The 24,543-nt window shown below is 58.5% G+C and carries 24 protein-coding genes and 1 CRISPR repeat array; of the genes, 22 read left to right on the plus strand and 2 right to left on the minus strand.

Going from position 1 to position 24,543, the window contains the following annotated elements:
* Window positions 1-232 precede the first annotated feature (232 nt).
* The 15 genes from cas3 to VEB01_RS12490 all read left to right on the plus strand — a co-directional run bounded on the left by cas3 (window position 233) and on the right by VEB01_RS12490 (window position 15,773).
* Window positions 233-2,998 (plus strand): CRISPR-associated helicase Cas3', encoded by a 2,766-nt coding sequence (gene cas3, locus VEB01_RS12420; protein ID WP_324875873.1) that lies wholly within the window; start codon window positions 233-235, stop codon window positions 2,996-2,998.
* 227 nt (window positions 2,999-3,225) lie between these two features.
* A complete protein-coding gene (locus VEB01_RS12425; protein WP_324875875.1) occupies window positions 3,226-3,417 on the plus strand; it encodes a hypothetical protein in 192 nt (63 codons plus the stop codon).
* 11 nt (window positions 3,418-3,428) lie between these two features.
* Window positions 3,429-5,033 (plus strand): type I-E CRISPR-associated protein Cse1/CasA, encoded by a 1,605-nt coding sequence (gene casA / locus VEB01_RS12430; RefSeq protein WP_324875876.1) that lies wholly within the window; start codon window positions 3,429-3,431, stop codon window positions 5,031-5,033.
* Window positions 5,034-5,044: 11 nt separating this feature from the next.
* Window positions 5,045-5,608 carry a type I-E CRISPR-associated protein Cse2/CasB gene (casB, locus tag VEB01_RS12435; RefSeq protein WP_324875878.1) on the plus strand — a complete coding sequence of 188 codons (564 nt, stop codon included), beginning with the start codon at window positions 5,045-5,047 and terminating at the stop codon, window positions 5,606-5,608.
* Window positions 5,609-5,690: 82 nt separating this feature from the next.
* The gene (gene cas7e / locus VEB01_RS12440) at window positions 5,691-6,821 is read left to right on the plus strand and encodes a type I-E CRISPR-associated protein Cas7/Cse4/CasC (RefSeq protein WP_324875880.1); all 1,131 of its coding nucleotides are present in this window, start codon (window positions 5,691-5,693) and stop codon (window positions 6,819-6,821) included.
* Complete coding sequence (cas5e, locus tag VEB01_RS12445; RefSeq protein WP_324875882.1) at window positions 6,814-7,554, plus strand: type I-E CRISPR-associated protein Cas5/CasD; 741 nt, start codon at window positions 6,814-6,816, stop codon at window positions 7,552-7,554. Before cas7e ends, cas5e begins: the two co-directional genes overlap by 8 nt.
* Complete coding sequence (cas6e, locus tag VEB01_RS12450) at window positions 7,551-8,231, plus strand: type I-E CRISPR-associated protein Cas6/Cse3/CasE (protein WP_324875884.1); 681 nt, start codon at window positions 7,551-7,553, stop codon at window positions 8,229-8,231. Before cas5e ends, cas6e begins: the two co-directional genes overlap by 4 nt.
* Before the next feature lie 297 nt (window positions 8,232-8,528).
* Entirely contained in the window at window positions 8,529-8,753 is a 225-nt protein-coding gene (locus tag VEB01_RS12455; protein ID WP_324875886.1) for a hypothetical protein, read from the plus strand.
* Window positions 8,753-9,163 (plus strand): type II toxin-antitoxin system tRNA(fMet)-specific endonuclease VapC, encoded by a 411-nt coding sequence (gene vapC / locus VEB01_RS12460; protein ID WP_324875888.1) that lies wholly within the window; start codon window positions 8,753-8,755, stop codon window positions 9,161-9,163. Before VEB01_RS12455 ends, vapC begins: the two co-directional genes overlap by 1 nt.
* Before the next feature lie 61 nt (window positions 9,164-9,224).
* The gene (locus VEB01_RS12465) at window positions 9,225-9,479 is read left to right on the plus strand and encodes a hypothetical protein (RefSeq protein WP_324875889.1); all 255 of its coding nucleotides are present in this window, start codon (window positions 9,225-9,227) and stop codon (window positions 9,477-9,479) included.
* Between the two features lie 39 nt (window positions 9,480-9,518).
* The gene (locus VEB01_RS12470) at window positions 9,519-9,842 is read left to right on the plus strand and encodes a type II toxin-antitoxin system prevent-host-death family antitoxin (RefSeq protein WP_324875892.1); all 324 of its coding nucleotides are present in this window, start codon (window positions 9,519-9,521) and stop codon (window positions 9,840-9,842) included.
* Window positions 9,826-10,344, plus strand: coding sequence for a PIN domain-containing protein (locus VEB01_RS12475; RefSeq protein WP_324875894.1), 519 nt, complete (start codon window positions 9,826-9,828; stop codon window positions 10,342-10,344). The genes VEB01_RS12470 and VEB01_RS12475 overlap by 17 nt, the downstream gene beginning before the upstream one ends.
* Window positions 10,341-11,261 carry a type I-E CRISPR-associated endonuclease Cas1e gene (gene cas1e / locus VEB01_RS12480; RefSeq protein WP_324875896.1) on the plus strand — a complete coding sequence of 307 codons (921 nt, stop codon included), beginning with the start codon at window positions 10,341-10,343 and terminating at the stop codon, window positions 11,259-11,261. Before VEB01_RS12475 ends, cas1e begins: the two co-directional genes overlap by 4 nt.
* Window positions 11,242-11,553: a type I-E CRISPR-associated endoribonuclease Cas2e gene (gene cas2e / locus VEB01_RS12485; protein ID WP_324875898.1), complete on the plus strand. Its 312-nt coding sequence runs from the start codon at window positions 11,242-11,244 to the stop codon at window positions 11,551-11,553. The genes cas1e and cas2e overlap by 20 nt, the downstream gene beginning before the upstream one ends.
* A gap of 91 nt (window positions 11,554-11,644) precedes the next feature.
* Window positions 11,645-12,710: a CRISPR direct-repeat array (repeat unit 29 nt; unit sequence CTGTTCCCCACGTCCGTGGGGATGAACCG).
* Between the two features lie 357 nt (window positions 12,711-13,067).
* Complete coding sequence (locus tag VEB01_RS12490; RefSeq protein ID WP_324875900.1) at window positions 13,068-15,773, plus strand: PAS domain-containing sensor histidine kinase; 2,706 nt, start codon at window positions 13,068-13,070, stop codon at window positions 15,771-15,773.
* Here VEB01_RS12490 and VEB01_RS12495 read toward each other — a convergent pair.
* The gene (locus VEB01_RS12495) at window positions 15,754-16,890 is read right to left on the minus strand and encodes a class I SAM-dependent methyltransferase (protein WP_324875902.1); all 1,137 of its coding nucleotides are present in this window, start codon (window positions 16,888-16,890) and stop codon (window positions 15,754-15,756) included. The genes VEB01_RS12490 and VEB01_RS12495 overlap by 20 nt on opposite strands.
* 59 nt (window positions 16,891-16,949) lie before the next feature.
* Here VEB01_RS12495 and VEB01_RS12500 point away from each other — a divergent pair, with 59 nt between their 5' ends.
* The 7 genes from VEB01_RS12500 to ccmI all read left to right on the plus strand — a co-directional run bounded on the left by VEB01_RS12500 (window position 16,950) and on the right by ccmI (window position 23,251).
* Window positions 16,950-17,789 (plus strand): class I SAM-dependent methyltransferase, encoded by an 840-nt coding sequence (locus VEB01_RS12500; protein WP_324875903.1) that lies wholly within the window; start codon window positions 16,950-16,952, stop codon window positions 17,787-17,789.
* Window positions 17,790-18,286: 497 nt separating this feature from the next.
* The gene (gene ccmD / locus VEB01_RS12505; protein WP_324875905.1) at window positions 18,287-18,457 is read left to right on the plus strand and encodes a heme exporter protein CcmD; all 171 of its coding nucleotides are present in this window, start codon (window positions 18,287-18,289) and stop codon (window positions 18,455-18,457) included.
* A complete protein-coding gene (gene ccmE, locus VEB01_RS12510) occupies window positions 18,454-18,909 on the plus strand; it encodes a cytochrome c maturation protein CcmE (protein WP_324875907.1) in 456 nt (151 codons plus the stop codon). The genes ccmD and ccmE overlap by 4 nt, the downstream gene beginning before the upstream one ends.
* Window positions 18,906-20,882 (plus strand): heme lyase CcmF/NrfE family subunit, encoded by a 1,977-nt coding sequence (locus VEB01_RS12515; RefSeq protein WP_324875908.1) that lies wholly within the window; start codon window positions 18,906-18,908, stop codon window positions 20,880-20,882. Before ccmE ends, VEB01_RS12515 begins: the two co-directional genes overlap by 4 nt.
* A gap of 177 nt (window positions 20,883-21,059) precedes the next feature.
* Entirely contained in the window at window positions 21,060-21,590 is a 531-nt protein-coding gene (locus tag VEB01_RS12520) for a DsbE family thiol:disulfide interchange protein (protein WP_324875910.1), read from the plus strand.
* A complete protein-coding gene (locus tag VEB01_RS12525) occupies window positions 21,587-22,039 on the plus strand; it encodes a cytochrome c-type biogenesis protein (protein ID WP_324875912.1) in 453 nt (150 codons plus the stop codon). Before VEB01_RS12520 ends, VEB01_RS12525 begins: the two co-directional genes overlap by 4 nt.
* 6 nt (window positions 22,040-22,045) lie before the next feature.
* Window positions 22,046-23,251 (plus strand): c-type cytochrome biogenesis protein CcmI, encoded by a 1,206-nt coding sequence (gene ccmI / locus VEB01_RS12530; RefSeq protein ID WP_324875914.1) that lies wholly within the window; start codon window positions 22,046-22,048, stop codon window positions 23,249-23,251.
* Window positions 23,252-23,399: 148 nt separating this feature from the next.
* Here the strand turns inward: ccmI and VEB01_RS12535 are convergent, their stop codons facing one another.
* Window positions 23,400-23,852 (minus strand): beta/gamma crystallin domain-containing protein, encoded by a 453-nt coding sequence (locus tag VEB01_RS12535; protein ID WP_324875916.1) that lies wholly within the window; start codon window positions 23,850-23,852, stop codon window positions 23,400-23,402.
* Window positions 23,853-24,543 lie beyond the last annotated feature (691 nt).

Below are 24,543 nucleotides of genomic sequence, written 5' to 3' on the forward strand. Positions count from 1 at the left end.
CCCAATAAATCAAATAAGCAAGCCGATCCCCCATCGGAATTTCAAACGCCCACGTCCCAATCCTCTCCCCTTCGTCTAATCGAAAAAAGCCTCGGACTCCGGTCCCACCGCACACCGTAAGCATAAGCTTACATACAAATCAGCCTTTTCTGACACAAAAGCATCCTTACAGCCTCATCTGGTGAGCCACCACCCATGCTATAACGTTCACGTTACACATGGGAGATAAGCGATGGCCGCTGATCGTACTTATTGGAAATATTGGGGAAAAGCTCGTAAAGAAGGTGAAGCCGGAACACCTTATCACCTCTTGCCGTATCACAGCCTGGACGTGGCAGCAGTGGGAAAAGTTTATCTTGAGCGGCACAAGGCGTTGTGTGCCGATTGGGCAAAGCGGTTGCAAATCACCGAGAAAACGTTCACCGATTGGTTCGTCTTCTTTCTATCCCAGCACGACTTGGGCAAGTTCAGCTATCGTTTTCAGGGATTGCGGGCAGACTTGGGCCGAACCTTGAATAACGAGCAGCCCTTGGATGGTTACAACATACGGCATGACACCCTCGGCTATTACCTCTGGATCGAAAAAATCTGGACTCTAGCTATCGAGCAGACTTGGTTCTGTAGTTCTGCGGATCGCGCTGGTCGAAGGCTTTTTGATGCTTGGGCCAAAATCGTCACCGGCCATCATGGGCAGCCACCGAAAACCTCTGATCAACCTCCTTGGCTCAATGAGCATTTCACTGAGAGAGATGTAAGCGCTGCTATCCAGTTTGCCACCGATTGCGCTGAATTCATGCTGCCCAATCGCGGCGGAAATTTATCGAATAGCAGGGTAATTCACGAACGGCTTACGCCTTTATCATGGTGGTTGGCAGGGCTGGCTGTATTGTGCGACTGGCTGGGCTCGAACGAGGAATACTTTAAATATCGAATCAAACCGCACACCGATGAACCGCTACCCCTGCGCGATTACTGGGGGCAATTCGCCTTGCCCCAGGCGGAACATGCCCTTAAAGATATTGGTTTGCTCCCGCACCGGCCACGCCCGCAGACCCTGCCCGAACTCTTTGAATACCTAAAACCGCCCGCGCAACCAACCCCTCTCCAAGAGGCGGCGGCAGGCATTCCATTGGCCTCGGCGCCGCAACTGTACATCTTGGAAGACGTAACAGGTGCTGGCAAAACCGAAGCCGCATTGATGCTGGCCCATCGCTTGATAACCGGAGGTACGGCTGACGGTTTTTATTTCGGCCTGCCGACCATGGCAACCTCGAACGCGATGTTCCGGCGCATCGTGGGCAAGGGATTGGACGGAAAGTTTTTCCAGGAAAAACCCAATCGAGTGCTAGCCCATAGCGCTAGCCGTTTGGAACCGGTCCTTGAAGCCCTGCTTTCAGGTGGAAAAGACAGCGATACCGATTACAACCGGGATGATGAGTCGGCCGGCAATCAGCGGTTTAAATGGTTTTCCGATAGCCGCAAGAAAGCCTTGCTCGCCGATATTGGCGTAGGCACGGTGGATCAAGCCCTGCTGGCGGTACTTTATACCCGGCACCAATCATTGCGGCTGTTCGGATTGGCTCGCAAGGTGCTGATAGTGGACGAGGTCCATGCAGCCGATGCCTATATGTTGAAGCTCATGGAAGTTCTGCTGACCTTTCATGCCGCTGCCGGTGGCAGCGCAATTCTGCTTTCGGCGACGCTGCCCCATATAACCCGCGAAAAGCTCGCAAGCGCCTATTGCCAAGGCTTGGGTTGCGCCACTCCGGCCCTGCATAGCAACCAATATCCTCTCTTAACCCGAATCGGCCCGAACCAGTCCGATGAAATTTCTCTGGATACCCGCCCGGAGGTGGCGCGTTCGGTCGACATCAATTGGCTTCATTCCGTCGATGATGCCATTGCTGTTTTACTTGCAGCCAAGGCCGAAAACCGCTGCGCTTGCTGGATACGAAACACGGTCGATGACGCTATTGCCGCTTTTGATCTCTTGCAAAAAGCCGGTATTTCCGACGATGACCTTATCTTGTTTCATGCCCGGTTTGCCTTGGGGGATCGAGTGGGAACGGGGAACCGAATAGGGATTGAGGGCCAGGTGTTGAAAATTTTCGGCCCGGACAGCACTGCCTTCCAACGGCGCGGGAAAATAGCAGTCTTTTCGCAAGTTATTGAAAGTTCAGTAGATTGCGACCTGGATGTAATGATTTCCGACTTGGCTCCGGTCGATTTGCTCATCCAACGGGCGGGACGCCTGTGCCGCCATGTCCGCGATGCTGCGGGTGATCGGGCCGAAATCAGCGGGCGCGGCACACCGAAGCTTTGGTTGTTTGGCCCGGAATTTACCGATGCGCCCGAGTCGAATTGGATCGGTGTCCCAATGCCTGGAACCGCTGCGGTGTATCCGGATCACGGCCGGCTTTGGCTCACCGCCAAATTGCTGCGGGAATCCGGAAAGCTCGTCATGCCCGACAACGCCCGCACACTTATTGAAGGCGTTTACGGTAAAGACGCCGACGCCTCGATTCCAACCGCTTTCCAAGGCAAGACCAACAAGGTAGAAGGCGACAAGTCCGCCAAGCAAGCCGTTGCTTCGGCCAACGCCATCAAATTGGAAAAAGGATATGAAGACGAAGGCTTCGATCCTTGGGACGACGCCCTGACGCCGACCCGCCTAGAAGATCAACCCTCGGTCACGCTACGGCTGGCCCGTTGGGAAGATGGAAAAGTGAAGCCGTGGATTCCCGCCGAAAAGTTCGCCTGGGAGTTGAGCCAACTCAGTGTACGGGTATCGCTGTTCGCGGAAGAAATGGCCGAAGGCGATCCGGCCTTGCAGGAAGAGGTAGAACGTTGCCGCGAAGGAATGCCGGACAAGGGAAAGTGGAGCAAGCTGCTGGTCTTGCGCCTGGAAAACCAAGCTTGGATAGGGCAAGGCAAGAATAAGAGCGGGGAGACCGTGACCTTGAGTTACAACCCTCGGATGGGATTACGGCGAGTGTAGGGGCGGCGGTGCCGCCCCCAAGTCCCAACGAAAGTTTGGGAACTAGATGGGTTTTGTATATCCCCCATCGTGCACATGCGGTTCATCCCACTGTTGAGCGGGAACAGGCGATAGGATAGCATACCCCTGCCTGCGCCCCCTTAATACTTTGTATATCCCCGTTCGTGTACATGCTTCTAAGGAGAGCGTATGCAAAAAACTGGTTGATCACTCTCTGGAGAGGCACGATGCGCCTAAGCACACTGGAACTAATTCAGCACTTGAAAAATGACTTCGCCATCATGGCAAACCGCTTGCGGGAATTGGAGCAAGGCATTTGGCAGGATAAAAGCGAGCACCAAGCCGATAAAGAGCGTCGATGGGAGTTAGAGCAATTTCCCGATCATGACAACGACGGACATCCTTATTCTGATCGCTAGAGAACATACTGATGGCATTTAATCTTCTCACTGAATGTTGTCTCTCCGTACTCCGCGTCAACAGGGCAACGGGCCGGACATCCAAGGCTAGGATTGCCCCCTGGGAACTCACCGCCGACCATGGCGACAATCCTGTTATGGCAATGGACGCTCCCCGCCCGGACTTCAACGGCGTATTAGTTCAGTTCCTCATCGGCCTCCTGCAAACCACCTTCGCGCCCAAAAGCAAGGACGAATGGGAAGACCGCTTCTTCGGCACGCCCCCCACCCCCGACGAATTAAAAGCCGCTTTTTCCCGTTACCAGGACGCTTTCAATCTAGACGGGGAAGGTCCGCGCTTCATGCAGGACCGTGACCCACTGGCTGCGCAAAAGCCCCTGCCCATGACCGCCCTGCTCATAGACACCGCCGGCAGCGAAACTCACTTCATCAAGAATCTGCCGCAACAGGGATTTTCACCGGCCTCGGCGGCCATGGCCTTGTTTGCCTTGCAAACCAATGCTCCCGCAGGCGGTGTCGGCCATCGGACTTCGTTGCGCGGCGGCGGGCCGTTGACCACTTTGGTGGTGTGCGCGCCGACGGACTATGGAAAACTCGCGACGCTCTGGCAAACTCTTTGGCTCAATGTGTTGGAAGCCTCGGTTTTCAAAAGCGAGCATAACCGGCCCGAAGACATCTTCCCTTGGCTGGCGCCTACTCGTACCAGCGAGAAGGACAGCAAAACACTGAATACCACGCGGCATGACGTTAATCCGCTGCAAATGTTCTGGGGCATGCCCCGACGCATCCGTCTGGATTTCGAGGATGTGGGTAGCGGCGCATGCGGATTGTCCGGCGAACCTCGCGAAGTTCTGGTCAGGCAATACCGCACCAAGAATTACGGAGTGAATTACAACGGCGCCTGGGAACATACACTCAGCCCGCACACCCGCGAGGCGGCGGGCGAAGTGCTGCCCATGCATCCCAAAGGCTCGATCAGCTACCGACATTGGCTGGGACTGGTGCAGAGCAACCAGGACAAGAAGATTCAACGGGTTCCTGCGGCAACCGTGCAGCGCTTCTGGAATCTCGGCCTACACCGAGATGGCTACCGTTTCCGCCTATGGGCCTTCGGTTACGACATGGACAACATGAAACCGCGCTGCTGGTACGAAGCGACCATGCCGCTTTATGAACTGGAAGAAGCCAAGCGCGTTTCCTTTGAAGATGCCGTTAAACGAATGATCGAAGCCGCCGTCCAGTTCCTCGGCAATCTCCGTTCCTGTCTCAAAGATGCCTGGTTCAGCGATGGCGATCCCCGCCGTAGCGGAGCCGATACCGGTTTTCTGGATGTGGCGTTTTGGTCGGATACGGAGAATGAATTCTATCGGCTGTTGGATAAGCTGGCCGTCGAATCCGGTAACAAAGAGCACCGCAAGCAAACTTTTCTTGACTGGCACGGCCATCTCAACCGCTACACGCTGCAAACTTTCGACCGCTACGCCAATACGGCCCAAATAGCCGAACAAAACCCCCGCCGCATCGCCGAAGCGCGCCGCGACCTGATGCGCTTCAATTACAAGAAGGACATCAAGATCCTATTGGATTTGCCCCTTAAACCGAACCCTAAGAAATAAGAAGACTCGGCATGGAAACCTCACCCGATACCCGAAAAGAAAAAAGAAAGCTGTTCGATGCCATCGTCACCGAATGGTGGAAGGAAATGCAGCCCACTTCCGAAGCCGAGGGCCAACCCAACCGGCGCGGCGAACTGGCAGAGCTTAAGCGCTGCAAAACCCTGGCGGAAATTCTGCTGGTCCCACGCTTTCAGGCTTTGCTTTGGCGATTGCGCAAGGCCGGTTGCGACGTGCAATACAAGGAACCTGCTATTGCCGCTGTCGCCGGAATATTGACCCGCGTCAAGCAAACCACCGATTTGAAGTTTCCTGCTTGGTTGGCCCAGTCCAAAGCAAACGGAGAGCCACGTGTCGGGGAATTGCGTTTCCGGCGTCTGGCAAGTTGCGGATCGCTAGAAGAAATGTTTCCCGCGCTGATCCGAGTTTTGCCCTTGGCTGACGAAACCGCCCCCGTCGCTGCCTTGGCCCATGACCTGTACTCTTGGAGCGAGCGAACCCGGCAACGCTGGACGATGGAGTATTACGAAGCGCTGCTGACCGAAGAGGAAAAAACGGGCAAAGCCGCCAAATCCTGAATGAAGCCCCCTCACCCCAACCCTCTCCCAGAGGGAGAGGGAACAAAAACAGCAAGACTAACAAGAACTGGAGAATCCCGTCATGACCTGCTTCATCCAACTGCACCTTCTAACTTCATTCCCTCCTTCCAATCTCAACCGCGACGACCTGGGCCGGCCCAAGACCGCCGTGATGGGCGGCGAAACACGGCTGCGGATTTCCTCGCAAAGCCTCAAGCGGGCCTGGAGGACTTCGGAAGTGATGGAAGCTGCACTGAAAGATCACAAGGGCACCCGCACCAAATTGATGGGTGTAGAAATCTATAAGGCCCTCAAGCAAAAAGGTGTAAAGGAGAAGCAAGCACAGGAGTGGGCGCAAAAAATCGCCTCGGTTTTCGGCAAGCTGGAAGCCTCTGACAAGAAAGCCGGTGAAGAAGAGCAGGAAGAAGTGGTTTTGGCTGATGGCAGCAGCGTTCCCAAAGCCTTGGCTAAAACCCTGGCCATCAGGCAACTGGCCCATATCAGTCCGGAAGAGCGGAACGCCATCGACGCCCTAACCGCAACCCTCGCCGAACGCGGCACTGAGCCCACCGCCGATGAATTACAACTTCTGCGGGAAAAGCATACGGCTGCCGATATTGCCCTGTTTGGCCGGATGTTGGCCGATGCCCCGCGCTACAACATGGAAGCCGCCGCTCAGGTGGCCCACGCCATCAGCGTGCATAAGGTCGCCATCGAGGACGACTTCTTTACCGCCGTGGACGATCTAAACAAGGGCATTGAAGACGTGGGCGCCGGCCACATGGGGGAAACCGAATTCGCGGCGGGCCTGTTCTATCTCTACCTGTGCATCGACAAGGATTTGCTCGTCGAGAACCTCAACGGCGGCAGAGAACTAGCGAACCGAGCGCTTTCCGCTTTGGTAGAAGCCGCCGCTACCGTGGCGCCAACCGGCAAACAGAACAGTTTCGGCTCTCGCGCCCGCGCTTCGTTCATTCTGGCAGAACGCGGCAGTCAGCAGCCGCGCTCCCTGTCCGTTGCGTTTCTCAAGCCGGTGGATGGGTATAAAGACGGCATGTTGGCCAACGCCATCAAGGCACTGACCTCGACGCGGGAAAACATGGACAAGGTTTACGGCCCCTGCGCCGATGCTTGTTCGGTCATGGACGCCACCAAGCCCGAAGGCGGCCTGCAAGCCATTCTCAATTTCGTAAAGGACGACTGCCATGCCTGAGTTCCTGATATTCCGGCTTTACGGCCCCCTGGCCGCCTGGGGCGATATCGCCGTGGGCGAGCAGCGCCCGACCACGCCACATCCCTCGAAATCGGCGGTTCTGGGGCTGGTTGCGGCGGCACTCGGCATCCGGCGGCACGAGGACGACAAACAGCAAGCCTTGGCAGATGGCTACGGTTATGCGGTGCGGGTGGATGCCGCCGGGGTTCTGCTTAGGGATTACCACACCACGCAGATTCCCGAATCCACCAGCCGTTTGAAGCATCTGCGAACTCGCCGTGACGAGACCCGCGACCGGCAAAACCTTTACACAATCCTTTCGGCTCGCGATTTCCGTTGCGATGGATTGTATACCATCTGCCTATGGCCGCGCGGCGAAGCAGCTTATCGTCCCGAAACACTCGCCGAAGCCCTGCGTTGTCCGCGCCTGCCGCTTTATCTGGGTCGTAAGGCTTGTCCGCTGGCTTTGCCGCTGCTGCCGAGATGCATCAGAGCGGAAACCTTTGAGGGCGCGTTGGCACAGTACGACACCGGGCAATCGAACGAGCAACAAGCTTTCTTGGATGAAATCACAAAGCGGCTAGACACTCGCGCCCCTGACTATCATTGGGACGAACACGCGCCCACCGAACTCCCCGTGCTGCATACCACTCCGCGCCATGACGTACCCTTAAGCCGGAAGCGTTGGCAGTTCGGCAAGCGCAACGAACATTACGGACGGGGGCAACCATGAGCGGCTATCTGCATCGCATCCGCCTGAAACCCGGCCTCGACGTTGAGCAACTGGCGCGGGCGTTGCCGGCCAACGCCTATGCGGAACATCAATTGGTTTGGCGCTGGTTCGGGGAAGGCGCCGCTGGCCGGGATTTCCTGTTCCGCCGGGAACAACAAGGACATTGGCCAGCCTTTTATGTGCTTTCCCAACGGGAAGCCGTGGACCTATCCCGTTTGTGGCAAATCGAAACCCGCCGGTTCGAGCCCCGGCTCTCGCAAGGCGATCATTTGGCCTTCGCCCTACGGGCCAATCCGGTCAAGGTACGCAAGATCAGCGACGATCCCAAGATCAAAACCCGCCGCCGGGATGATGTGGTGGCGGATTTGAAAAAACGGCGCTATCCGGAAAAAGATCGGCGTCCACCCATGGCGGAAATCGTCCGGGAAGCCGGTGCCGCCTGGCTGGCCGAGCGGGCGGAGGGCTGTGGATTCGAGATCGCAAGCCTGGATGTGGACGGCTACCATCAACATCGGTGGTATAAGTCCGGCGCGGCAAAGCCGATCACCTTGAGCACGCTTGAATTCAATGGGGTATTGAAGATTCAGGATGCCGAGCGGTTCACGGAAAAGCTCTTCCACGGCATCGGCCCCGCCAAAGCCTTCGGCTGCGGCCTGCTGCTGGTGCGGCGGATATAGCGATAATGTGGACCCGGGATCAGCTATCACAGGCCTTGGAACAGGGCACTCTCCTGTGGCGCGCCCATGCGCTTGAACGAAGCTGGAGAACGGAATTACAAGACAAGACGAGGATCGAAAAATGACTGATGTGACCCAATGTTGCGCGACAATCGGGACAGACACTCATGAGCGATCCCGTCATCATCGACGCTTCGGTTATCCTCCAATGGGCGTCGCTGTCTGGAGGGTAGACGGATCAAGCACCGGTTTACTCCTTTTTCTTCGAACCTAAATACATATCCGAGGAGACCGATAATGCCGCAACTTAGTTTTTACCTGCCGGACAATCTCGCCAAAGCCGTCCACATGCAGGCTGATAAGGCCGGCAAGACCGTCCCTGAATTCCTGGCCGATCTGGTCGCGGCCCACGTGCACCCTACCTGGACGGAAGCTTATAAAACCGAAGTATTAGGCCGCTGGCGCGGTGAACCGCCGGAACGACCGGAGCCGATATTGCCGGAAGATCGCGAGGCTTGGTAATGGCCGGTTATCTGCTCGATACCAATACCTGCATTCAGTTGCTGACCGGCCGCGTGCCCGCCGTGACGCAACGTTTTCTGCAGCATGATCCCTTGGAAATCCATCTGTGCAGCATCGTCCGGGCGGAACTGGAATACGGCGCCCGCCACAGCCGCGACGTGGAGGAAAACCTCCAGTTGCTGGGCCGGTTCTGCGACCCCTTGACGAGCCTGCCTTTCGATGACCGTTGCGCCGAACAGTACGGTTTGGTTCGAGAGGATTTGGTTCGCAAAGGCAAGCTCATCGGAGCCAACGATTTGTTGATCGCCGCCACGGCGCTGACCCACAGTCTGGTTTTGGTTACCCATAACTTGAAGGAATTCCAGCGCGTCGCCGGTCTGCAACTGGAAGATTGGGAAAGCCCCGAATAACTCCACAAATACGCTTGGACGAAAAACGCTCTGAGGATCGAAAAATGATCGACTTGACGGCATGTTGCCCCCTTTGGGCACCTCGAAAAACCTCGCACTTCGACAGGCTCAGTGCGAACGGCTCCATGAAAATCAAGCGGTTCCGTTCGTGCTGAGCTTGTCGAAGCATGAACGGAACAGGTTTTTCGAGGTGCCCCTTTGCGGAGGGAAAAAGGAGCCGGGAAAAACTACGTTCACCGTGGATTACGGCGTGGGAGTCTCCGGCCCCGCCAAAGCCTTCGGCTGCGGTTTGCTGTTAGTACGGCGCTTGGGATAAATTGCTCCCCTACTTGTGGGCACATTTGGAGTAAACATCATGCACACCTTTACGATCCGCGATTTGCGCGACCGAACCGGCGAACTGGTGCGCGACGCCGAGGCGGGGAAGCTTTCCGTCGTCACCAAACATGGGCAGCCGATCTTCGTAGCCGTACCCTTCGATGAAATCCTGTTGCGTGAGGGCGTGAATGTGGCCTTGGCCGTGAAGCTGTTCGACGAGGAAGCCTTATCCCTCGGCCAAGCGGCGCGGCTGGCAGGCATGAGCGTGGTGAATTTCATGGATCGATTGGCCGAGCTGCACATCCCCATCGGGCGTCCCCGGCCCGGTGATTTGGAGCAAGAGCTTGACGCGTTCGGTTGAGGTCGTCATCGCCGATACCAGTCCTTTGATCGCGCTGGCGCGGCTGGAGGCTTTGCCGCTTTTGGCGGCGCTATTCGCGCGCGTCTGGGTCACGGAAACCGTGCTGGCCGAATGCCTGGCCGGCATCGACCGCAGCGAGTGCGCGAGCATCCGGGCTGCGGTTGATGCCGGCCAGCTGAGTGTGTGCCAGGCGCCGGCCGCGCATCCCTCCTGGGGTGTCGACGACGGCGAAGCCAGCGCCATTGCGGCGGCTCTCGAGTTGGGGGCCGGTGTGGTCATGGATGACCGGGCTGGCCGCCAAGCCGCCTTGCGGCTGGGGCTGCCGGTCATCGGCGCTTTGGGCGTGCTGGTGCTCGCCAAGCGATCCGGATTGGTGCCTGAGGTTCGGCCGCTGGTGGCAGCTCTTGTGGACTCCGGTTATTACCTGGCTGAAAGTGTGATCAAGGACGCACTGCGACTGGCCGGCGAGTCATCGCCGGTCGCCTCAGAAAATCCGTCATGACCGATCTTCTCCCTCCCCTCAAACCCATCGCCATGAAAGAGCGCGTCTCCCTCATCTTTATCGAATACGGCGAGATCGACGTGCTCGACGGCTCGTTCGTGGTGATCGATAAAACCGGCGTGCGAACCCACATTCCGGTGGGCTCGATCGCCTGCATCATGCTGGAACCGGGCACGCGGGTGTCGCACCGGGCGGCGGCGTTGGCGGCTCGGGTCGGAACCTTACTGGTTTGGGTGGGCGAAGCGGGTGTCAGGCTCTACGCTTCGGGCCAGCCGGGCGGCGCGCGCTCCGATCGTCTTCTGTATCAGGCCAAACTCGCTCTCGATGAAGACGCCCGGCTCAAGGTGGTGCGCAAGATGTACGAGTTCCGCTTCAAGGAAAAACCGCCGGAGCGGCGCAGCGTCCAACAGCTCCGAGGCATCGAGGGCGCGCGGGTAAGAAAATTGTACGAACTGCTGGCCAAGCGCTATGGCGTTACCTGGAAACATCGCAACTACGACGCCGACGAATGGGGCTCCGGCGATCTGCCCAACCGCTGCGTCAGCTCCGCCACCGCCTGTCTGTACGGCATCACCGAGGCGGCGGTGCTGGCCGCAGGCTACGCGCCGGCGGTGGGTTTCATCCACACCGGAAAGCCCCTGTCCTTCGTCTACGACATCGCCGACCTATTCAAATTCGACACCGTCGTGCCGGTCGCCTTCAAGATCGCCTCCCAGGAGCCGGGCGAGCCGGAACGCGCCGTCCGCCTCGCCTGCCGGGATGTATTCCGGCAGACCAAACTTCTGCAGCAGATCATTCCCACCATCGAAGACGTGCTCGCCGCGGGCGGATTGGAACCGCCGGAAGCCCCGGAAGACGCCGTCGGCCCCGCGATCCCTAACCCCAAGAGCCTCGGCGATGCTGGTCATCGTGGTTGAAAACGTTCCGCCCCGGCTGCGCGGCCGCCTGGCCGTGTGGCTGGTGGAAGTGCGCGCCGGCGTGTACGTCGGCGATTTGTCCAAACGGGTGCGCGAGATGCTCTGGGCCCAAATCGAGACGGGCATCGGAGACGGCAACGCAGTGATGGTGTGGTCCACCAATACCGAGTCGGGCTTCGACTTCGTCACCCTCGGCAAGAACCGGCGTATGCCAGTGGAGCTGGATGGCCTGAAACTGGTGTCTTTCTATCCGCCCGAACCGGCAAACGGAGAGGGAAAAGATGCTCTTTAACAACCCGATTTTTGCGTTTTCAAAACGGCGATTCGCCGGTAGAATTTCAACCGGTGTTTTTTGCTATTTTTAACAACGAGTTAGAAATGGTCTGTTCCCCACGTCCGTGGGGATGAACCGTTATTGATAACAAATGCGCTTGTTGAGTTCGCCTGTTCCCCACGTCCGTGGGGATGAACCGCTCAATCGCTTTCGCCCGGGAACGCTCTTTGTCTGTTCCCCACGTCCGTGGGGATGAACCGGCGGCAATGACCGGGAGCGCGGCCCAATCGATCTGTTCCCCACGTCCGTGGGGATGAACCGCTACGAGGCTACTGTATGCGAGTTATGGAGCGCTGTTCCCCACGTCCGTGGGGATGAACCGGCACTGAAACCGGCTCGCTCGCCGTAACCGGACTGTTCCCCACGTCCGTGGGGATGAACCGAACCCGTTGGCAATACTCGTTGATTTCAACGGCTGTTCCCCACGTCCGTGGGGATGAACCGGTTTTCAAGTTCTGGCGGGACGAGTTCCGGACCTGTTCCCCACGTCCGTGGGGATGAACCGAATTCGTTTGGCGGCTATGTGGTCGACGACAACTGTTCCCCACGTCCGTGGGGATGAACCGCTACTCCGTTTAGCGCTACTGTAACCTAATAACTGTTCCCCACGTCCGTGGGGATGAACCGCGATTTAATCGACTCCGCCGTATGGTCCTGCACTGTTCCCCACGTCCGTGGGGATGAACCGCCCCTTCCAGCCTTTGGCGTAGTTCGCGAGATCTGTTCCCCACGTCCGTGGGGATGAACCGGATTTAGGATCTTTAGAGACTTTTGTAATGTGCTGTTCCCCACGTCCGTGGGGATGAACCGCGGGTGCCCGTATCGTCGGGCGTAACAGCGCCCTGTTCCCCACGTCCGTGGGGATGAACCGGAGCGCTTGGAGGTCAATAGGATTAGCGGCCACTGTTCCCCACGTCCGTGGGGATGAACCGTAGATACACAATAGATTACTTCACGGCTTACGCTGTTCCCCACGTCCGTGGGGATGAACCGGCCAATCATCGGGAGGCCGAGCTATCGCAGCTCTGTTCCCCACGTCCGTGGGGATGAACCCGGCCCGATGGTGAGCAAGGACGGGCTAAAGGCCTGTTCCCCACGTCCGTGGGGATGAACCGGGCGGTAATTTGAGCGGCATCGCAAGCACACCTCCCTGTGGCCTCAGCCAGCCCGCCCATCCAGGGCGGTCGTTCGCAGCTCCTAAGCCCGCCGCTCACCCCCACGTCCGTGGGGATGAACCGCGCGGCGGCTCTTCGGGCGGCATCGCCGGTACACGTCCTTGTAGCCTTAGCCCACCCGCCCGTCCGGGGTAGTCGTTCGCGACTCCTAAGCCTGCTTCCCGCAACAGACAGTAGGGGCGAATCGCTTTGCCCAAACGGCCGATTGCGAAACTCGCGCCCGATTTATCAACATTTCAAGACGCGGAACGGTAAAATTGCGGATTCGCTTAACTCCGCAGAAACAGCGTTGGAAAGATGGAGCTTCACGTTAAACGCCTTTTCCTGAACGGTTATGTGGTGGCGGTGCTGGCGGTTTTTGCCATTCTGCTCGTCTTAGAGTCTCTACAGCCGATCTTCGGGGGATCGCCTCCCCTGCTTCTTTTTCTGGTCGCAGTCCTGTTCGCAACCTGGTTCGGTGACTTCCGAGCCGGGTGCTTCGCCACGGTATTGAGTGCCGTAGCGAGTGTCTACTTTTTGGAGGAACCCTACGATTCGCTGTATATCGCCGAGGAGAGAGAGCGGCTGCGCGTAGCGCTGCTGTTGGCGGTGGGAATGCTGATGAGCGTGGTGATCGCGCGTTTGCGAACGATGGAACGGCGGGCGCTGCACGAGGTGATTGAACGAAAGGCACAATTGAAAGCCGAAATAGCGGAACACCGGCAAACCGAAAAAAGGCGATCCGAACTGGAGGAACAGATGGCCAAGATCGTGGCCACGGTGCCGCTGGCCATTTGTTCCTTTCGACTCAAACCCGACGGTACCGCTTGCCTTCCCTATGCCAGCCCCAGGTGGACGGAAATTTACGGCCTTCCACCCGAGGACCTGGTGGACGATGCGGCGCCTGCCTTTGCCTTGGTTCATCCCGACGATCTCGAATACTTACACGCTACGATGACGGAGTCGGCGCGCACCCTGTGCGAGTGGCAAGCCGAATGGCGCATACGGCACCCGGTCAAGGGTGAAATCTGGATCGAGGGGCGTGCCGTACCGGAAATCGAACCGGAGGGTGGCATCCTCGGGCACGGCTTCATCCATGACGTTACCGAGCGCAAAAAAGCCGAAGAGGCGTTGCGCCAAAGCGATGAAGAGCTAACCGGCCTGTTCAATACCGTTCCGATACCGGTATGGATCGCCCAGGACGCCCGCTGCGATGTTGTGATAGCCAACCCCCCTGCGATCGCCTTACTTGGGGTCGATGCCGCGGCAAACATGGGCCAGAGCGTTGAGCACTCACCCCAGATGAACGTCGTACAGCGTTGGCCTAAGGTTCGTTTCGCGCCCATCGAATTACCGCTGCAACGGGCAATTGCGACCGGCCGGCCGGTCGAGGCAACTGCGCTGGAGGTCGTTCTGCCCACGGGCAAACGCCGCTTTCTGACCGGCCGGGCGGCGCCTCTGTTCCATCGTGACGGCTGCCCGCGCGGCGCTGTCGCGGCATTGGCCGATATCACCGAGCTGGTGCAGGATTTCATGCAAAGCGAAGCGCGATTTCATGCCTTTATGGACAATAGCCCGGCCGTCGCCTGGATGAAAGACGAGCAGGGGCGGTATGCGTATCTCAGCAAGACGTATGAAGACCGCATGCGGGTAAGACTGGACGATTGGCGCGGGAAAACGGATTTCGAACTCTGGCCGCGCGAGAGCGCGGAGCAATTCCAAAAAAACGACCGGGAAGCCCTGACCCATGGCAAAACCGTCGAAATCACCGAGGAAGCCCCCGATGCCGACGGAAAACGCTGCTGTTGGTGGATTTTCAAGTTTCCCTTCCAAGATGCCGCGGGAAACAAATTCGTTGGTGGCGTGGCCCTCGATATTACCGAGCGCAAGCGAGTCGAGGAAGCCCTGCAAACCAGTGAGGCGCTGAATCGTGCCATACTCGACTCCCTGCTCGAGCATGTTGCTGTAGTAGACCGCGAGGGAAACATCCTGGCCGTAAATCAAGCCTGGCAACGCTTCGCACGCGAAAACAGCCCGGAACCCGGAGTACCCGTGCCGGGTACGCAAGTCGGTGCGAATTATCTGGAAGTGTGCCGAGACAGCTCCGGCGTTGTTTCGGCCGAAGCATCGTCGGCGTACACGGGTATCCTAGGCGTGCTGAAGGGCGAGCGGGAAAGCTTCACACTCGAGTATCCCTGCCACGCCCCAGACCAGGAACGCTGGTTCGTCATGCAAGTCACCCCGCTTCGGGCTCCTTCTGGCGCAGCGGTGATTTCGCATACTAACATCACCGAGCGCAAGCAAGCGGAGGAGATGCTCCGTGAGGCCGACCGGCGGAAAACCGAATTCCTCGCCATGCTCGGCCATGAGCTCCGGAATCCCTTGGCGCCCATCCGCAATGCCGTCCAGATCATGCACAAGCTCGACGTGAATCATCCCAGAGTGCTCTGGGCTCGAGACGTGGTGGATCGCCAGGTGGATCACTTAGCGAGGCTGGTCGACGATCTCCTGGATGTGTCGCGGATCGTTCAGGGCAAGCTGACCCTGCACAAAGCTCCGCTGGACATCGCCACGGTTATCCATCAGGCGATCGAAACGAGCCAATCGTATATCGAGGCCCAACATCATACATTTTCCGCTTCAATGCCCAATGAACCGATGCCTCTCGAAGGGGATCTCGTGCGCCTGACTCAAGTGGTGTCCAATCTGCTCAACAACGCGGCCAAATACACCCGGCAAGGAGGACGGATTTGGCTGACGGTTACCCGCGAGGACGGCGAAGCGGTGATCTCGGTGCGAGATACGGGAGAAGGTATTCCCAGTACCTTGTTGCCCTATCTTTTCGATATCTTCACACAAGGCCAACGTACGCTGGACCGCTCGCAAGGCGGCCTTGGGTTGGGCTTAACCATCGTGCGGAAAATCGTGGAGCTGCACGGCGGACGAATCGAGGCAAAAAGCGACGGCCCCGGCAAAGGCAGCGAGTTTATAGTTCGACTGCCTCTTATTTCCGCACTTCCATGACCTTATAGCCGTCGCGTTCGGCTAGCGTTTTTTCGCGTCCGGCGAACGTTCGAATAACCTTTTCATATGGCAAATGCCGGTTGGCGACGAAGTAGAGACGGCCGCCAGACTTCAGGGAAGCCAGAGCCACGCGGATGAAGGCTTGGCCTAAGCCGGGCTCTGCGTCCCGACCGGTGTGAAACGGCGGGTTCATAATGACGAAATCGAGCCTGTCGATGGGCAGTCCGGCGGTAACGTCGTGCCAATGGAAATGTAACCGCACGCCGGAGGCGAATGCGGCGAGGTTGCGCCGGGCGGCTTCCAGCGCTTTCTGCTCCGCTTCGAACAGATGCAGCTCGGTGACGGCATGAGAGCGGGAGAGCAGCGTATGGCTCAGATAGCCGTACCCCGCACCGAGGTCCGCGCCGTGTCCGCCCAGGTCTTCCGGTAAATATTCAGCGAGGAGGCGCGAGCCGGGATCGATGCGGTTCCAGCTGAATACGCCGGGACGGCTCACCAGATCCGTTCCCGATATCGGCTGCAGTTGGCCGGCTCGAAGCCAAGACGCCATCAATTCTTCGTTGAGCCGGCCCGACGCTTTCCGCCCCCGAAAGACACGGCATTTATGCTTGCTGAACGACTGAACGCCGCCGAGCAGTTCCGCGCAACGCTTTTCCAGCGAGGGAGCGCCCAAGTCGTTGGCGGCGGAAACCACGAGCGAGCCCCCCTCCTCCAGCAAGGAAGCCGCCCGCGCCATGTGGTAAAGGGTTTCCTCCTTGTGCTTGGTCGCAAAGACAATGCAGAGGTCGCACGGCGCATCGGGATCGGTGACGACATTGACGCCGAATCTGGCCAATGCGTCGGCATCGGGCTTGTAAGTCTGCTGGCACACAATCGATCGTCCGCTGAACCGCCGGAGATACTCCCCCGGCACGGCGCGGAGGATCAGAATGTCCCCTTTGCTTTCAATGGGGTGTTGATCGAGAAATTTGTCTAGGGCTGAAGCTTGGGGATTCATGAGGTGTCGGTCCGGGAGATACGGAGGCAGCGCTTCAACGAGAGGGCCGGTAACACGGCCGCGCGATTCGGGAACGGCGCTGAAGTTTTCGTTACTGCTCAAACGCTTGGTAGTATACAAGCATCTACGCCGATCCAACCCCGACCACGGCCCTCGTTCCACGCGTGAGACGATCAACCATGTCCAGTCCGGTCAAACTGCCTTATTTCGACGCGCTTTTAAACCTCTTGGATCAAGGCCATCCAGCTTTGGAGCAAGCCTTCGGACGCCATGTCCACTGGGGTTATTGGTCCGATCCGGCGCAAGCGGATGGGTCGTCGGAAGATTTCGCGGCGGCGGCGGAGCGGCTTTCCGAATTAGTTTACGCGGCGGCCGAGGTCGAGAACGGCCAGCGGATATTGGATGCGGGCTGCGGATTCGGTGGTACGATCGGGAGCCTCAATAACAGATTCCGGAATATCGGCGTTTCCGGCCTGAATATCGACCGGCGGCAATTGCAGCGAGCGGACAAACGCGTTTCGGCCGAGTCCGGAAATATCTTGAGCTGGGTTCAGGCCGATGCCTGCACTCTGCCCTTCGCGGATCACAGTTTCGACGCGGCTCTCGCGGTCGAATGCATCTTTCATTTCCCGAGCCGAAAGCGGTTCTTCGAAGAGGCTTATCGGGTGCTGAAACCCGGCGGACGCTTGGCCCTGTCCGATTTCGTCCCGACCGCCTTATTGCGCCCCGCCATGATTTTCGCCTCCCGCTGGCCGGCTTCGGCCGGCTTTTACGGGCGTTGCAGGTTTCACTGCACCTTGCCGGACTATCGCCGTTTGGCCGAGGAAACAGGGTTCATCGTTCGGCACGAGCAGGACATCACGGCCAATACCCTGCCTACCTACGATTTCGTGCGAAAGCTGGCTAAAGACGTGTCTGTGAAAACGGTGTCGGCCGTCATGGAGACCTTGTTCGCCGAATGGGCCAGCCGGTCGGGGCTGCTGCGCTATTTGGTGCTGGCTTTCGAGAAAGCCGGCTGAGAACCAGAGCCTATTATTCCCGTTGGCCATCCAAATTCTTCGACAAGCCTGGGGCAACCGGCCTATGGGGGTAGGGTCCGCTGACATAGCCAAGAACGACGTTCCGATTCGCGTGTCGGGTGTAGGGTGGGTTAGGCGCGCATCGCACGGAACCTGCAAAAGTTCCTCTGGGGTTTCCGCGCGCCGTAACCCACCGGTTCCGCGGCCTTGCCTGGTGGGTTACGGCGCGCGGAGAGTTTCGCGGGCATAAATTAGTTTGTGGCAAGGCGCGCCTAACCCACCCTACAACAATCGTTTTCATGTAAAAACGGGATGTTATTGGCGACCACCTCCTAAGGAACTGTTCGGGCCTTAAGGGGTCCGATGGAGCGATCGAATCGTTTTGAAAAACGTCCGAATCCATCAGTTTTTCAGGATTTACTTCAATCGCGCAATTATTATCGCCTCGATATGGTTTAATAACGGGTTAACAGTCTCAACGAGTTTCAATCGATTCCATGAATTGGGAACAGTTTTTTTCCATGGGCGGCTACGGTTTTTATGTGTGGACGTCCTACGGCTTGATGTTTGTCGTTTTGGGCATCAATGTCTTTCTGGCGGCACGCCGAAAATCCGAGGTGCTGAAAAGCATCGCCCGCCGGCTGAAACAGGAGGGTAAACTGTCATGACGCCGCGCCGCCGCCGCATGATTGTGGTCGGGCTGATCCTGATCGGCGTCAGCCTGGCGACTTTTCTGGCGCTCACCGCGTTCCAGAAGAATCTGCTGTATTTCTACACGCCGTCGCAAGTCGCCGCCGGCGAAGCGCCCAAGGGTTACCCGTTTCGCGTGGGCGGCCTGGTGGTTCAGGGCAGCGTGCAGCGGGCACCGGATAGCCTAACCATACGTTTTTCCGTCACCGACGGCGCCTCCACGGTTCCCGTCGTCTACACCGGAATCCTTCCCGACTTGTTCCGGGAGGGCCAAGGCATCATCTCGGTCGGGCAGATCAGCGCAGCGGGCGTGTTCGAGGCCAGCGAAGTTCTCGCCAAGCACGACGAGAACTATATGCCGCCCGAAGTCGCGGACGCCCTGAAGCAAGGAGGGCAGATGCCGGCCGATTACCAGGGGTGGAAGAAATGATCGCGGAATTGGGACATATCGCCGTCATCATGGCGCTGCTCATGGCGCTTCTGCAGTCGGTCTTTCCGCTGCTGGGCGCGGCCCAGGGCGTGCCGGTCTGGATGGCGGTGGGGCGCGCCGCCGGACGCGCTCAGTTCTTTTTCCTGGCCGTGGCCTTCGCCTGCCTGATCGGGAGTTTCGTGAATCACGATTTTTCCGTGCTCTACGTGGCGCGGAACTCCAATTCCGCCCTGCCCCTTTATTACCGCATCTCGGCCGCTTGGGGCGCTCATGAGGGATCGATGCTTTTGTGGGCGCTGATCATGGGCGTATGGACGGTGATGGTTACGATCTTCAGCCGCAGCCTGTCCGAGGAATTCCTGGCTCGCGTCCTGGGTGTCATGGGCCTTGTCAGCGTCGGCATCCTGCTGTTCATCCTGTTGACCTCCAATCCCTTCGAGCGCCATTTCCCGCCGCCCGCGGACGGCAACGATCTCAATCCCCTGTTGCAAGATATCGGCATGACGGTGCATCCGCCGATGCTGTACATGGGCTATGTCGGCCTTTCGGTGGCGTTCAGCTTTGCCATCGCCGCGCTTCTCGGCGGTTCCCTGGATTCGGCCTGGGCGCGCTGGTCGCGGCCCTGGACGCTGATCGCCTGGGTGTTCCTCACCTTCGGCATCGTGCTCGGCTCCTGGTGGGCGTATTACGAACTCGGCTGGGGCGGCTGGTGGTTCTGGGACCCGGTGGAAAACGCGTCGTTCATGCCCTGGCTGGTAGCGACCGCCCTGCTCCACTCGCTGGCGGTCACCGAAAAGCGCGGCGCCTTCAAGGCGTGGACCGTGCTGCTCGCCATCTTCGCCTTTTCGCTGAGCCTTTTGGGAACCTTCCTGGTGCGCTCCGGCGTCCTGACCTCGGTACACGCCTTCGCATCTGATCCCGCTCGAGGACTCTTCATATTGGTCTTCCTGGCCGTGGTGGTGGGCGGTTCGCTGCTGCTGTATGCGGTCAGGGCGCCGAGGGTCAAAGACCATGTCCGTTACGGCTTCGTGTCCAAGGAAAATCTTCTGCTGCTGAACAACGTCCTGCTGGTCACGGCCGCCGCCAGCATTCTGTTGGGAACGCTGTATCCCTTGATCCTCGATGCCTTGCAGTTGGGCAAGATTTCCGTCGGGTCGCCTTATTTCGCCAGCGTGTTCGGCCCGCTGATGACTCCTGTTTTTCTGCTGGCCGGCATCGCGCCGATGTTCGCCTGGCGCGAGGCCGACCTCGGCAAGATCGGGCGGCGCGTACGTTATGTTTTCCTCGGGAGCCTGCTGCTGGGCGTGGTGTCGACCGCGATTTTCTGGGATGCCAAGGACATCAAGACCATGGCCGGATTGGGCATGGCCTTCTGGCTCGCGGCCAGCGCGCTGCTCAGCCTGTGGAACCGGGTGCGGCTGCGCGAATCCGCGCTTCAGGGCTTCAAGGCGCAGTCCCGGAGCATCTACGGCATGACCCTGGCCCATATGGGCATCGCCGTGTTTCTTACCGGGGTCGTCCTGTCCGACCGGTACAGCGAGGAAAAGATCGTGCGGCTTGCGCCGGGCGAATCCTCGACATTGGGCGATTACACCTTTACGTTCAAGGGTGTGACCGAGGTACAGGGCCCGAACTTCATCGCCCAGCAAGGCGATTTCCGTGTGCAGCGGGGCGACGGAGACGTGACCGAGCTCCGCCCGCAAAAGCGTATCTACCGGGTGCAGCGCAATACCATGACCGAGGCGGCCATCGATCCGGGCCTCACCCGCGATCTTTATGTCGCGCTCGGCGATCGGATGGATGCCGGCGCCTGGAGCGTGCGGGTCTATTACAAGCCGTTCATCCGCTGGATTTGGCTGGGAGGATTATTGATGATGACCGGCGGTTTGTTCTCCGCCGCGGACCGGCGTTACCGTTTGGCGACTCGCCAGGCGGAAGTTTGGGGCGAATCGGCTGAACGCAAACCGGCCTAAGGCGTAAAGGTCATTTGCCGGAAATGCGGAACCCATCCTTTTGTAGGCCGGAATAAAATAAGCGAAGCGTTTCCGGCGAACAGAAGAATGCCGGAAACGGCTAGCGCCTTATCCCGGCCTACATTTGTTTTAATTTATAGTACTTCTCTTTTCGCAACCGCATCTTCATAACCAACCATGCGCTATCTCATTCCCCTGGCCGTGTTCGCCGTCATGGTGATCTTTCTCGGCATCGGTCTGACCCTGAATCCCAGAGAAGTGCCTTCGCCTTTTATCGGCAAGCCCGCGCCCATGTTCGCATTGCCGCAGGTGGCGGACGCCGCCAAGACCCTGAGCCGCGACGATCTCAAAGGTCAGGTGAGCCTGGTGAACGTTTGGGCCTCCTGGTGCGCCTCTTGCCGGGAAGAGCATCCGGTGTTGCTGCAACTCGCCAAGCAAAATATCGTCCCCATTTACGGCCTCAACTATAAGGACGAGCGGGATAAAGCCCTCGCCTGGCTGCAGCGCTTCGGCGATCCCTATACGGCCAGCGCCTTCGATCCCGAGGGCAAGACGGGAATCGACTGGGGCGTGTACGGCGTGCCGGAAACCTTCGTCGTCGACCGCGACGGCGTCATCCGCCACAAGCAGACCGGACCGATCACGCCCGAAATCCTGGAAAAGAAACTGCTCCCCTTGATCCGCCAATTACAGGCTACACCCTCATGATGCGCCGGTTACTGCCGTTCCTCTTTGCCCTCCCCTTGACTGCCCAAGCCATCGAAATCCGCCATTTCGACGATCCGGACAAGCAACAGCGTTATGAACGCTTGATCGAAGAGCTTCGCTGCCTAGTCTGCCAAAACCAATCCCTGGCCGATTCCGATGCCGATCTTGCCCAGGATTTGCGGGACGAGGTTTACACCATCATCCAGAGCGGCAAAAACGAAGAGGAAGCGGTTAAATTCCTGACCGACCGTTACGGCGATTTCGTGCTCTATCGCCCGCCATTCAAAGTGACGACGGCCCTCTTGTGGATCGGGCCATTCCTCCTTCTGGCCGCCGGCGGCGCCTTGCTCTGGCGACAGGTGAAACGCCGCAACACGGCGGATGACCTAGCGCTTACGGATGAAGAAAAGAAACGCTTGGAACGGCTGAGAAATAATCTGGAAGGGTAAACATCGATGATGGGGTTCTGGCTTTCGGCCGCGCTGCTTTTAACAGTGGGCTATGTCTTTTTTCTTCCCGCACTCCTTGGCAAAACCGGCGGCGGACGGGTAAACCGGGCGCGGCTCAACGTCCTCCTGCACCGGCAACGGCAAACCGAACTCGCACAAGAAGCGGCAAGCCCGGAGGATCTGGAACGCTTGACCGCCGAATCCGAGCGGAACCTGCTCGGCGATCTGGAGGCCGTCGAAGAAAAGAAAACCGAATCGAGCACCCGAGGCCGCCCGGCCGTTATCGCCACCCTGATGGTTCTTCCGGTGTTAGCCTTAACCCTTTATCTAGCGTTGGGGCGGATCGATCTCATCGGCACGCAGGCGCCGGAGAACATGGCCGACGTCCAGGACAGCATACGCCAACTGGCGGACAGGCTGGCCAAGCAGCCGAACGATCTGGAAGGCTGGGTATTGCTCGCCCGCTCCCTGCAAGCGACCAATCAGCCGGACAAGGCGGTGACGGCCTACGAATTCGCCTTGAAAGTCGCCCCCGAAGATCTTGATGTCAAGGCTCTGTACGCCCAGGCTCTGGCCGAAACACACCAGGGAAGCATGGCCGGCAAACCAACCGAAATCGTCGACGAAATCCTGAAGAAGAATCCCGACCATCAAACCGCGCTTTGGATGGCGGGAATCGCCGCCGCGGAGCGCAAGGACGCCGCTAAAACGGTGGAGTATTGGGAAAGGCTGAAAAAGCAGTTCGCGCCGGGCAGCGAAGAATCCAAGCAAATTGCCGGGTACATCGCTCAGGTTCAAGGACTCCCTGCCCCGACGGGGCCAACGGCACCCGCCGCCGCGACGAGCGCGGGCAAAAACATCCGCGTCACGGTGACCTTGGCCGAAAACCTCAAAAGCCGGGTCTCGCCGGACGACGCCCTGTTCGTCTTCGCCCGCGCGGCCGAGGGTCCTCCCATGCCTTTGGCGGTCGTTCGCAAACAGGCTAAAGACCTGCCGGTAGAAGTCGTCCTGGACGATTCCATGTCGATGATGCAAGGCATGACGCTCTCGACGTTCGACCGCATCGTGATTGGCGCGCGTATTTCGAAGGGCGGGCAGCCGAAACCCGAAGCCGGCGATCTACAGGGTCTCAGCGAAGCTTTGGCGCCGGAGGATAACGGAAGCTATAAGATCGTCGTCGACCAGATCGTTGGGCAGGAGGCCGGGCGCTAGAGCGTTTTCGGTTGTAGCACCTCGTCCAATCCTAAGCGATGCACATGGATGAGGTCTTGTGGGAGCGGGCTGCCCAATATCGCGGGCTAAAGCCCGCTCCCACGAAGGTGTGCACTATTTCATTCTCTTCAAATCGAGCGCACCGGTCTCACCGTCGGCACTGGACCGTTAGCGAATTGATATTGCGGTGGAAATTCAGGTCGCCCAAGTGGTGCTCCTTGCTTCCGGGTCCGAAGCTGATCTTCAAATCCTGGTAACTCCCGATGTCCTTTTCTCCCCAGACTTTAAGCTCATTCGGGTGATTGATCGGTCCCTGGGGATCGTCCTTGAAGTTCTCCTGTCGAAAGGCAAAAACCTCGGCATCGGGTCCTACGATCACACTTTCGATGCGGTTGCTCCAATCCTCGCCGTACAGTGACTTGAGGCTGGAAAGCTCGGCCGGCCCTTTTAGGCGGATATGGGAACCTTCGTAATTAGCTTTATCGTAGAGATCCAGCCAGCAATCTTTCGCGGCGACTGCCGAACACGCGGACGACAACAAAACAGCCACGGAAAGAGACGATGCAAACCTGCCGAGCTTACGAGCGAACTTGGTATACATAGCAAACTCCTCTATTTTGAAGGCCAGTCTGCAAACAGCCGCAACGGACCGTTATTAGCGCCCCTCCCTGGCTCCCAGCCCAACAAAAATTGGAGTCCCCCTTACGGAACGAGTTCCTAAACCTTTGCAGGCCTCAGTCTGTCAACCTCGATCGGCGGCTCCGGTTCAGATTACGCTTGAGAATCCCACTCGGCAAGGTCCGAAATCGGACGAACCACTGAACCTATCTTGCGCATTTGGCTCAATCTTCCGCCGAGTGAAACTTGCCCTGGGCGCGGCGAAGGGGATTGGGACTAGGAAAGCTTTGAATAAATCCGTTCGCGCTGAGCGTAGCGCGCAGTCGAGGTGTCGGATTTTCATGTTTCGACTCCGCTTCGCGGAGTTCATCCTGAGTGCAGTCGAAGGGCTCAACACGAACGGGTTCTATCTTTATTCAGTGCTTCCCTAGTGTCATGTCCCATTAATACGTAGCATAAATCTTGCTTAATTTCTGGGTGTCTTTAGATTTGAGGAGATACCCAATGAAAAACGGCCGCCCGAAAGCCGAACCGGTCATCACACCCGCTGAACGCGAACAACTGGAGGCACTGGTGCGCTCGCGCAGTCTGCCTGCGGCGCTGGTCCTGCGAGCCAAGCTGGTTCTGGCCTGCGAATCGGAATCGAACCAGCGGGTGGCCCAGCAGTTGGACGT

The organism is Methylocaldum sp. (genome assembly GCF_035627495.1).
Taxonomy (GTDB): domain Bacteria; phylum Pseudomonadota; class Gammaproteobacteria; order Methylococcales; family Methylococcaceae; genus Methylocaldum.

What these genes read in the sequence shown, in the direction of transcription:
- cas3 (WP_324875873.1), top strand. Translation starts at nt 233, where the DNA reads ATGGCCGCTGATCGTACTTATTGGAAATATTGGGGAAAAGCTCGTAAA.
- VEB01_RS12425 (WP_324875875.1), top strand. Translation starts at nt 3,226, where the DNA reads ATGCGCCTAAGCACACTGGAACTAATTCAGCACTTGAAAAATGACTTC.
- casA (WP_324875876.1), top strand. Translation starts at nt 3,429, where the DNA reads ATGGCATTTAATCTTCTCACTGAATGTTGTCTCTCCGTACTCCGCGTC.
- casB (WP_324875878.1), top strand. Translation starts at nt 5,045, where the DNA reads ATGGAAACCTCACCCGATACCCGAAAAGAAAAAAGAAAGCTGTTCGAT.
- cas7e (WP_324875880.1), top strand. Translation starts at nt 5,691, where the DNA reads ATGACCTGCTTCATCCAACTGCACCTTCTAACTTCATTCCCTCCTTCC.
- cas5e (WP_324875882.1), top strand. Translation starts at nt 6,814, where the DNA reads ATGCCTGAGTTCCTGATATTCCGGCTTTACGGCCCCCTGGCCGCCTGG.
- cas6e (WP_324875884.1), top strand. Translation starts at nt 7,551, where the DNA reads ATGAGCGGCTATCTGCATCGCATCCGCCTGAAACCCGGCCTCGACGTT.
- VEB01_RS12455 (WP_324875886.1), top strand. Translation starts at nt 8,529, where the DNA reads ATGCCGCAACTTAGTTTTTACCTGCCGGACAATCTCGCCAAAGCCGTC.
- vapC (WP_324875888.1), top strand. Translation starts at nt 8,753, where the DNA reads ATGGCCGGTTATCTGCTCGATACCAATACCTGCATTCAGTTGCTGACC.
- VEB01_RS12465 (WP_324875889.1), top strand. Translation starts at nt 9,225, where the DNA reads ATGTTGCCCCCTTTGGGCACCTCGAAAAACCTCGCACTTCGACAGGCT.
- VEB01_RS12470 (WP_324875892.1), top strand. Translation starts at nt 9,519, where the DNA reads ATGCACACCTTTACGATCCGCGATTTGCGCGACCGAACCGGCGAACTG.
- cas1e (WP_324875896.1), top strand. Translation starts at nt 10,341, where the DNA reads ATGACCGATCTTCTCCCTCCCCTCAAACCCATCGCCATGAAAGAGCGC.
- cas2e (WP_324875898.1), top strand. Translation starts at nt 11,242, where the DNA reads ATGCTGGTCATCGTGGTTGAAAACGTTCCGCCCCGGCTGCGCGGCCGC.
- VEB01_RS12490 (WP_324875900.1), top strand. Translation starts at nt 13,068, where the DNA reads ATGGAGCTTCACGTTAAACGCCTTTTCCTGAACGGTTATGTGGTGGCG.
- VEB01_RS12500 (WP_324875903.1), top strand. Translation starts at nt 16,950, where the DNA reads ATGTCCAGTCCGGTCAAACTGCCTTATTTCGACGCGCTTTTAAACCTC.
- ccmD (WP_324875905.1), top strand. Translation starts at nt 18,287, where the DNA reads ATGAATTGGGAACAGTTTTTTTCCATGGGCGGCTACGGTTTTTATGTG.
- ccmE (WP_324875907.1), top strand. Translation starts at nt 18,454, where the DNA reads ATGACGCCGCGCCGCCGCCGCATGATTGTGGTCGGGCTGATCCTGATC.
- VEB01_RS12515 (WP_324875908.1), top strand. Translation starts at nt 18,906, where the DNA reads ATGATCGCGGAATTGGGACATATCGCCGTCATCATGGCGCTGCTCATG.
- VEB01_RS12520 (WP_324875910.1), top strand. Translation starts at nt 21,060, where the DNA reads ATGCGCTATCTCATTCCCCTGGCCGTGTTCGCCGTCATGGTGATCTTT.
- VEB01_RS12525 (WP_324875912.1), top strand. Translation starts at nt 21,587, where the DNA reads ATGATGCGCCGGTTACTGCCGTTCCTCTTTGCCCTCCCCTTGACTGCC.
- ccmI (WP_324875914.1), top strand. Translation starts at nt 22,046, where the DNA reads ATGATGGGGTTCTGGCTTTCGGCCGCGCTGCTTTTAACAGTGGGCTAT.
- VEB01_RS12535 (WP_324875916.1), bottom strand. Translation starts at nt 23,852, where the DNA reads ATGTATACCAAGTTCGCTCGTAAGCTCGGCAGGTTTGCATCGTCTCTT.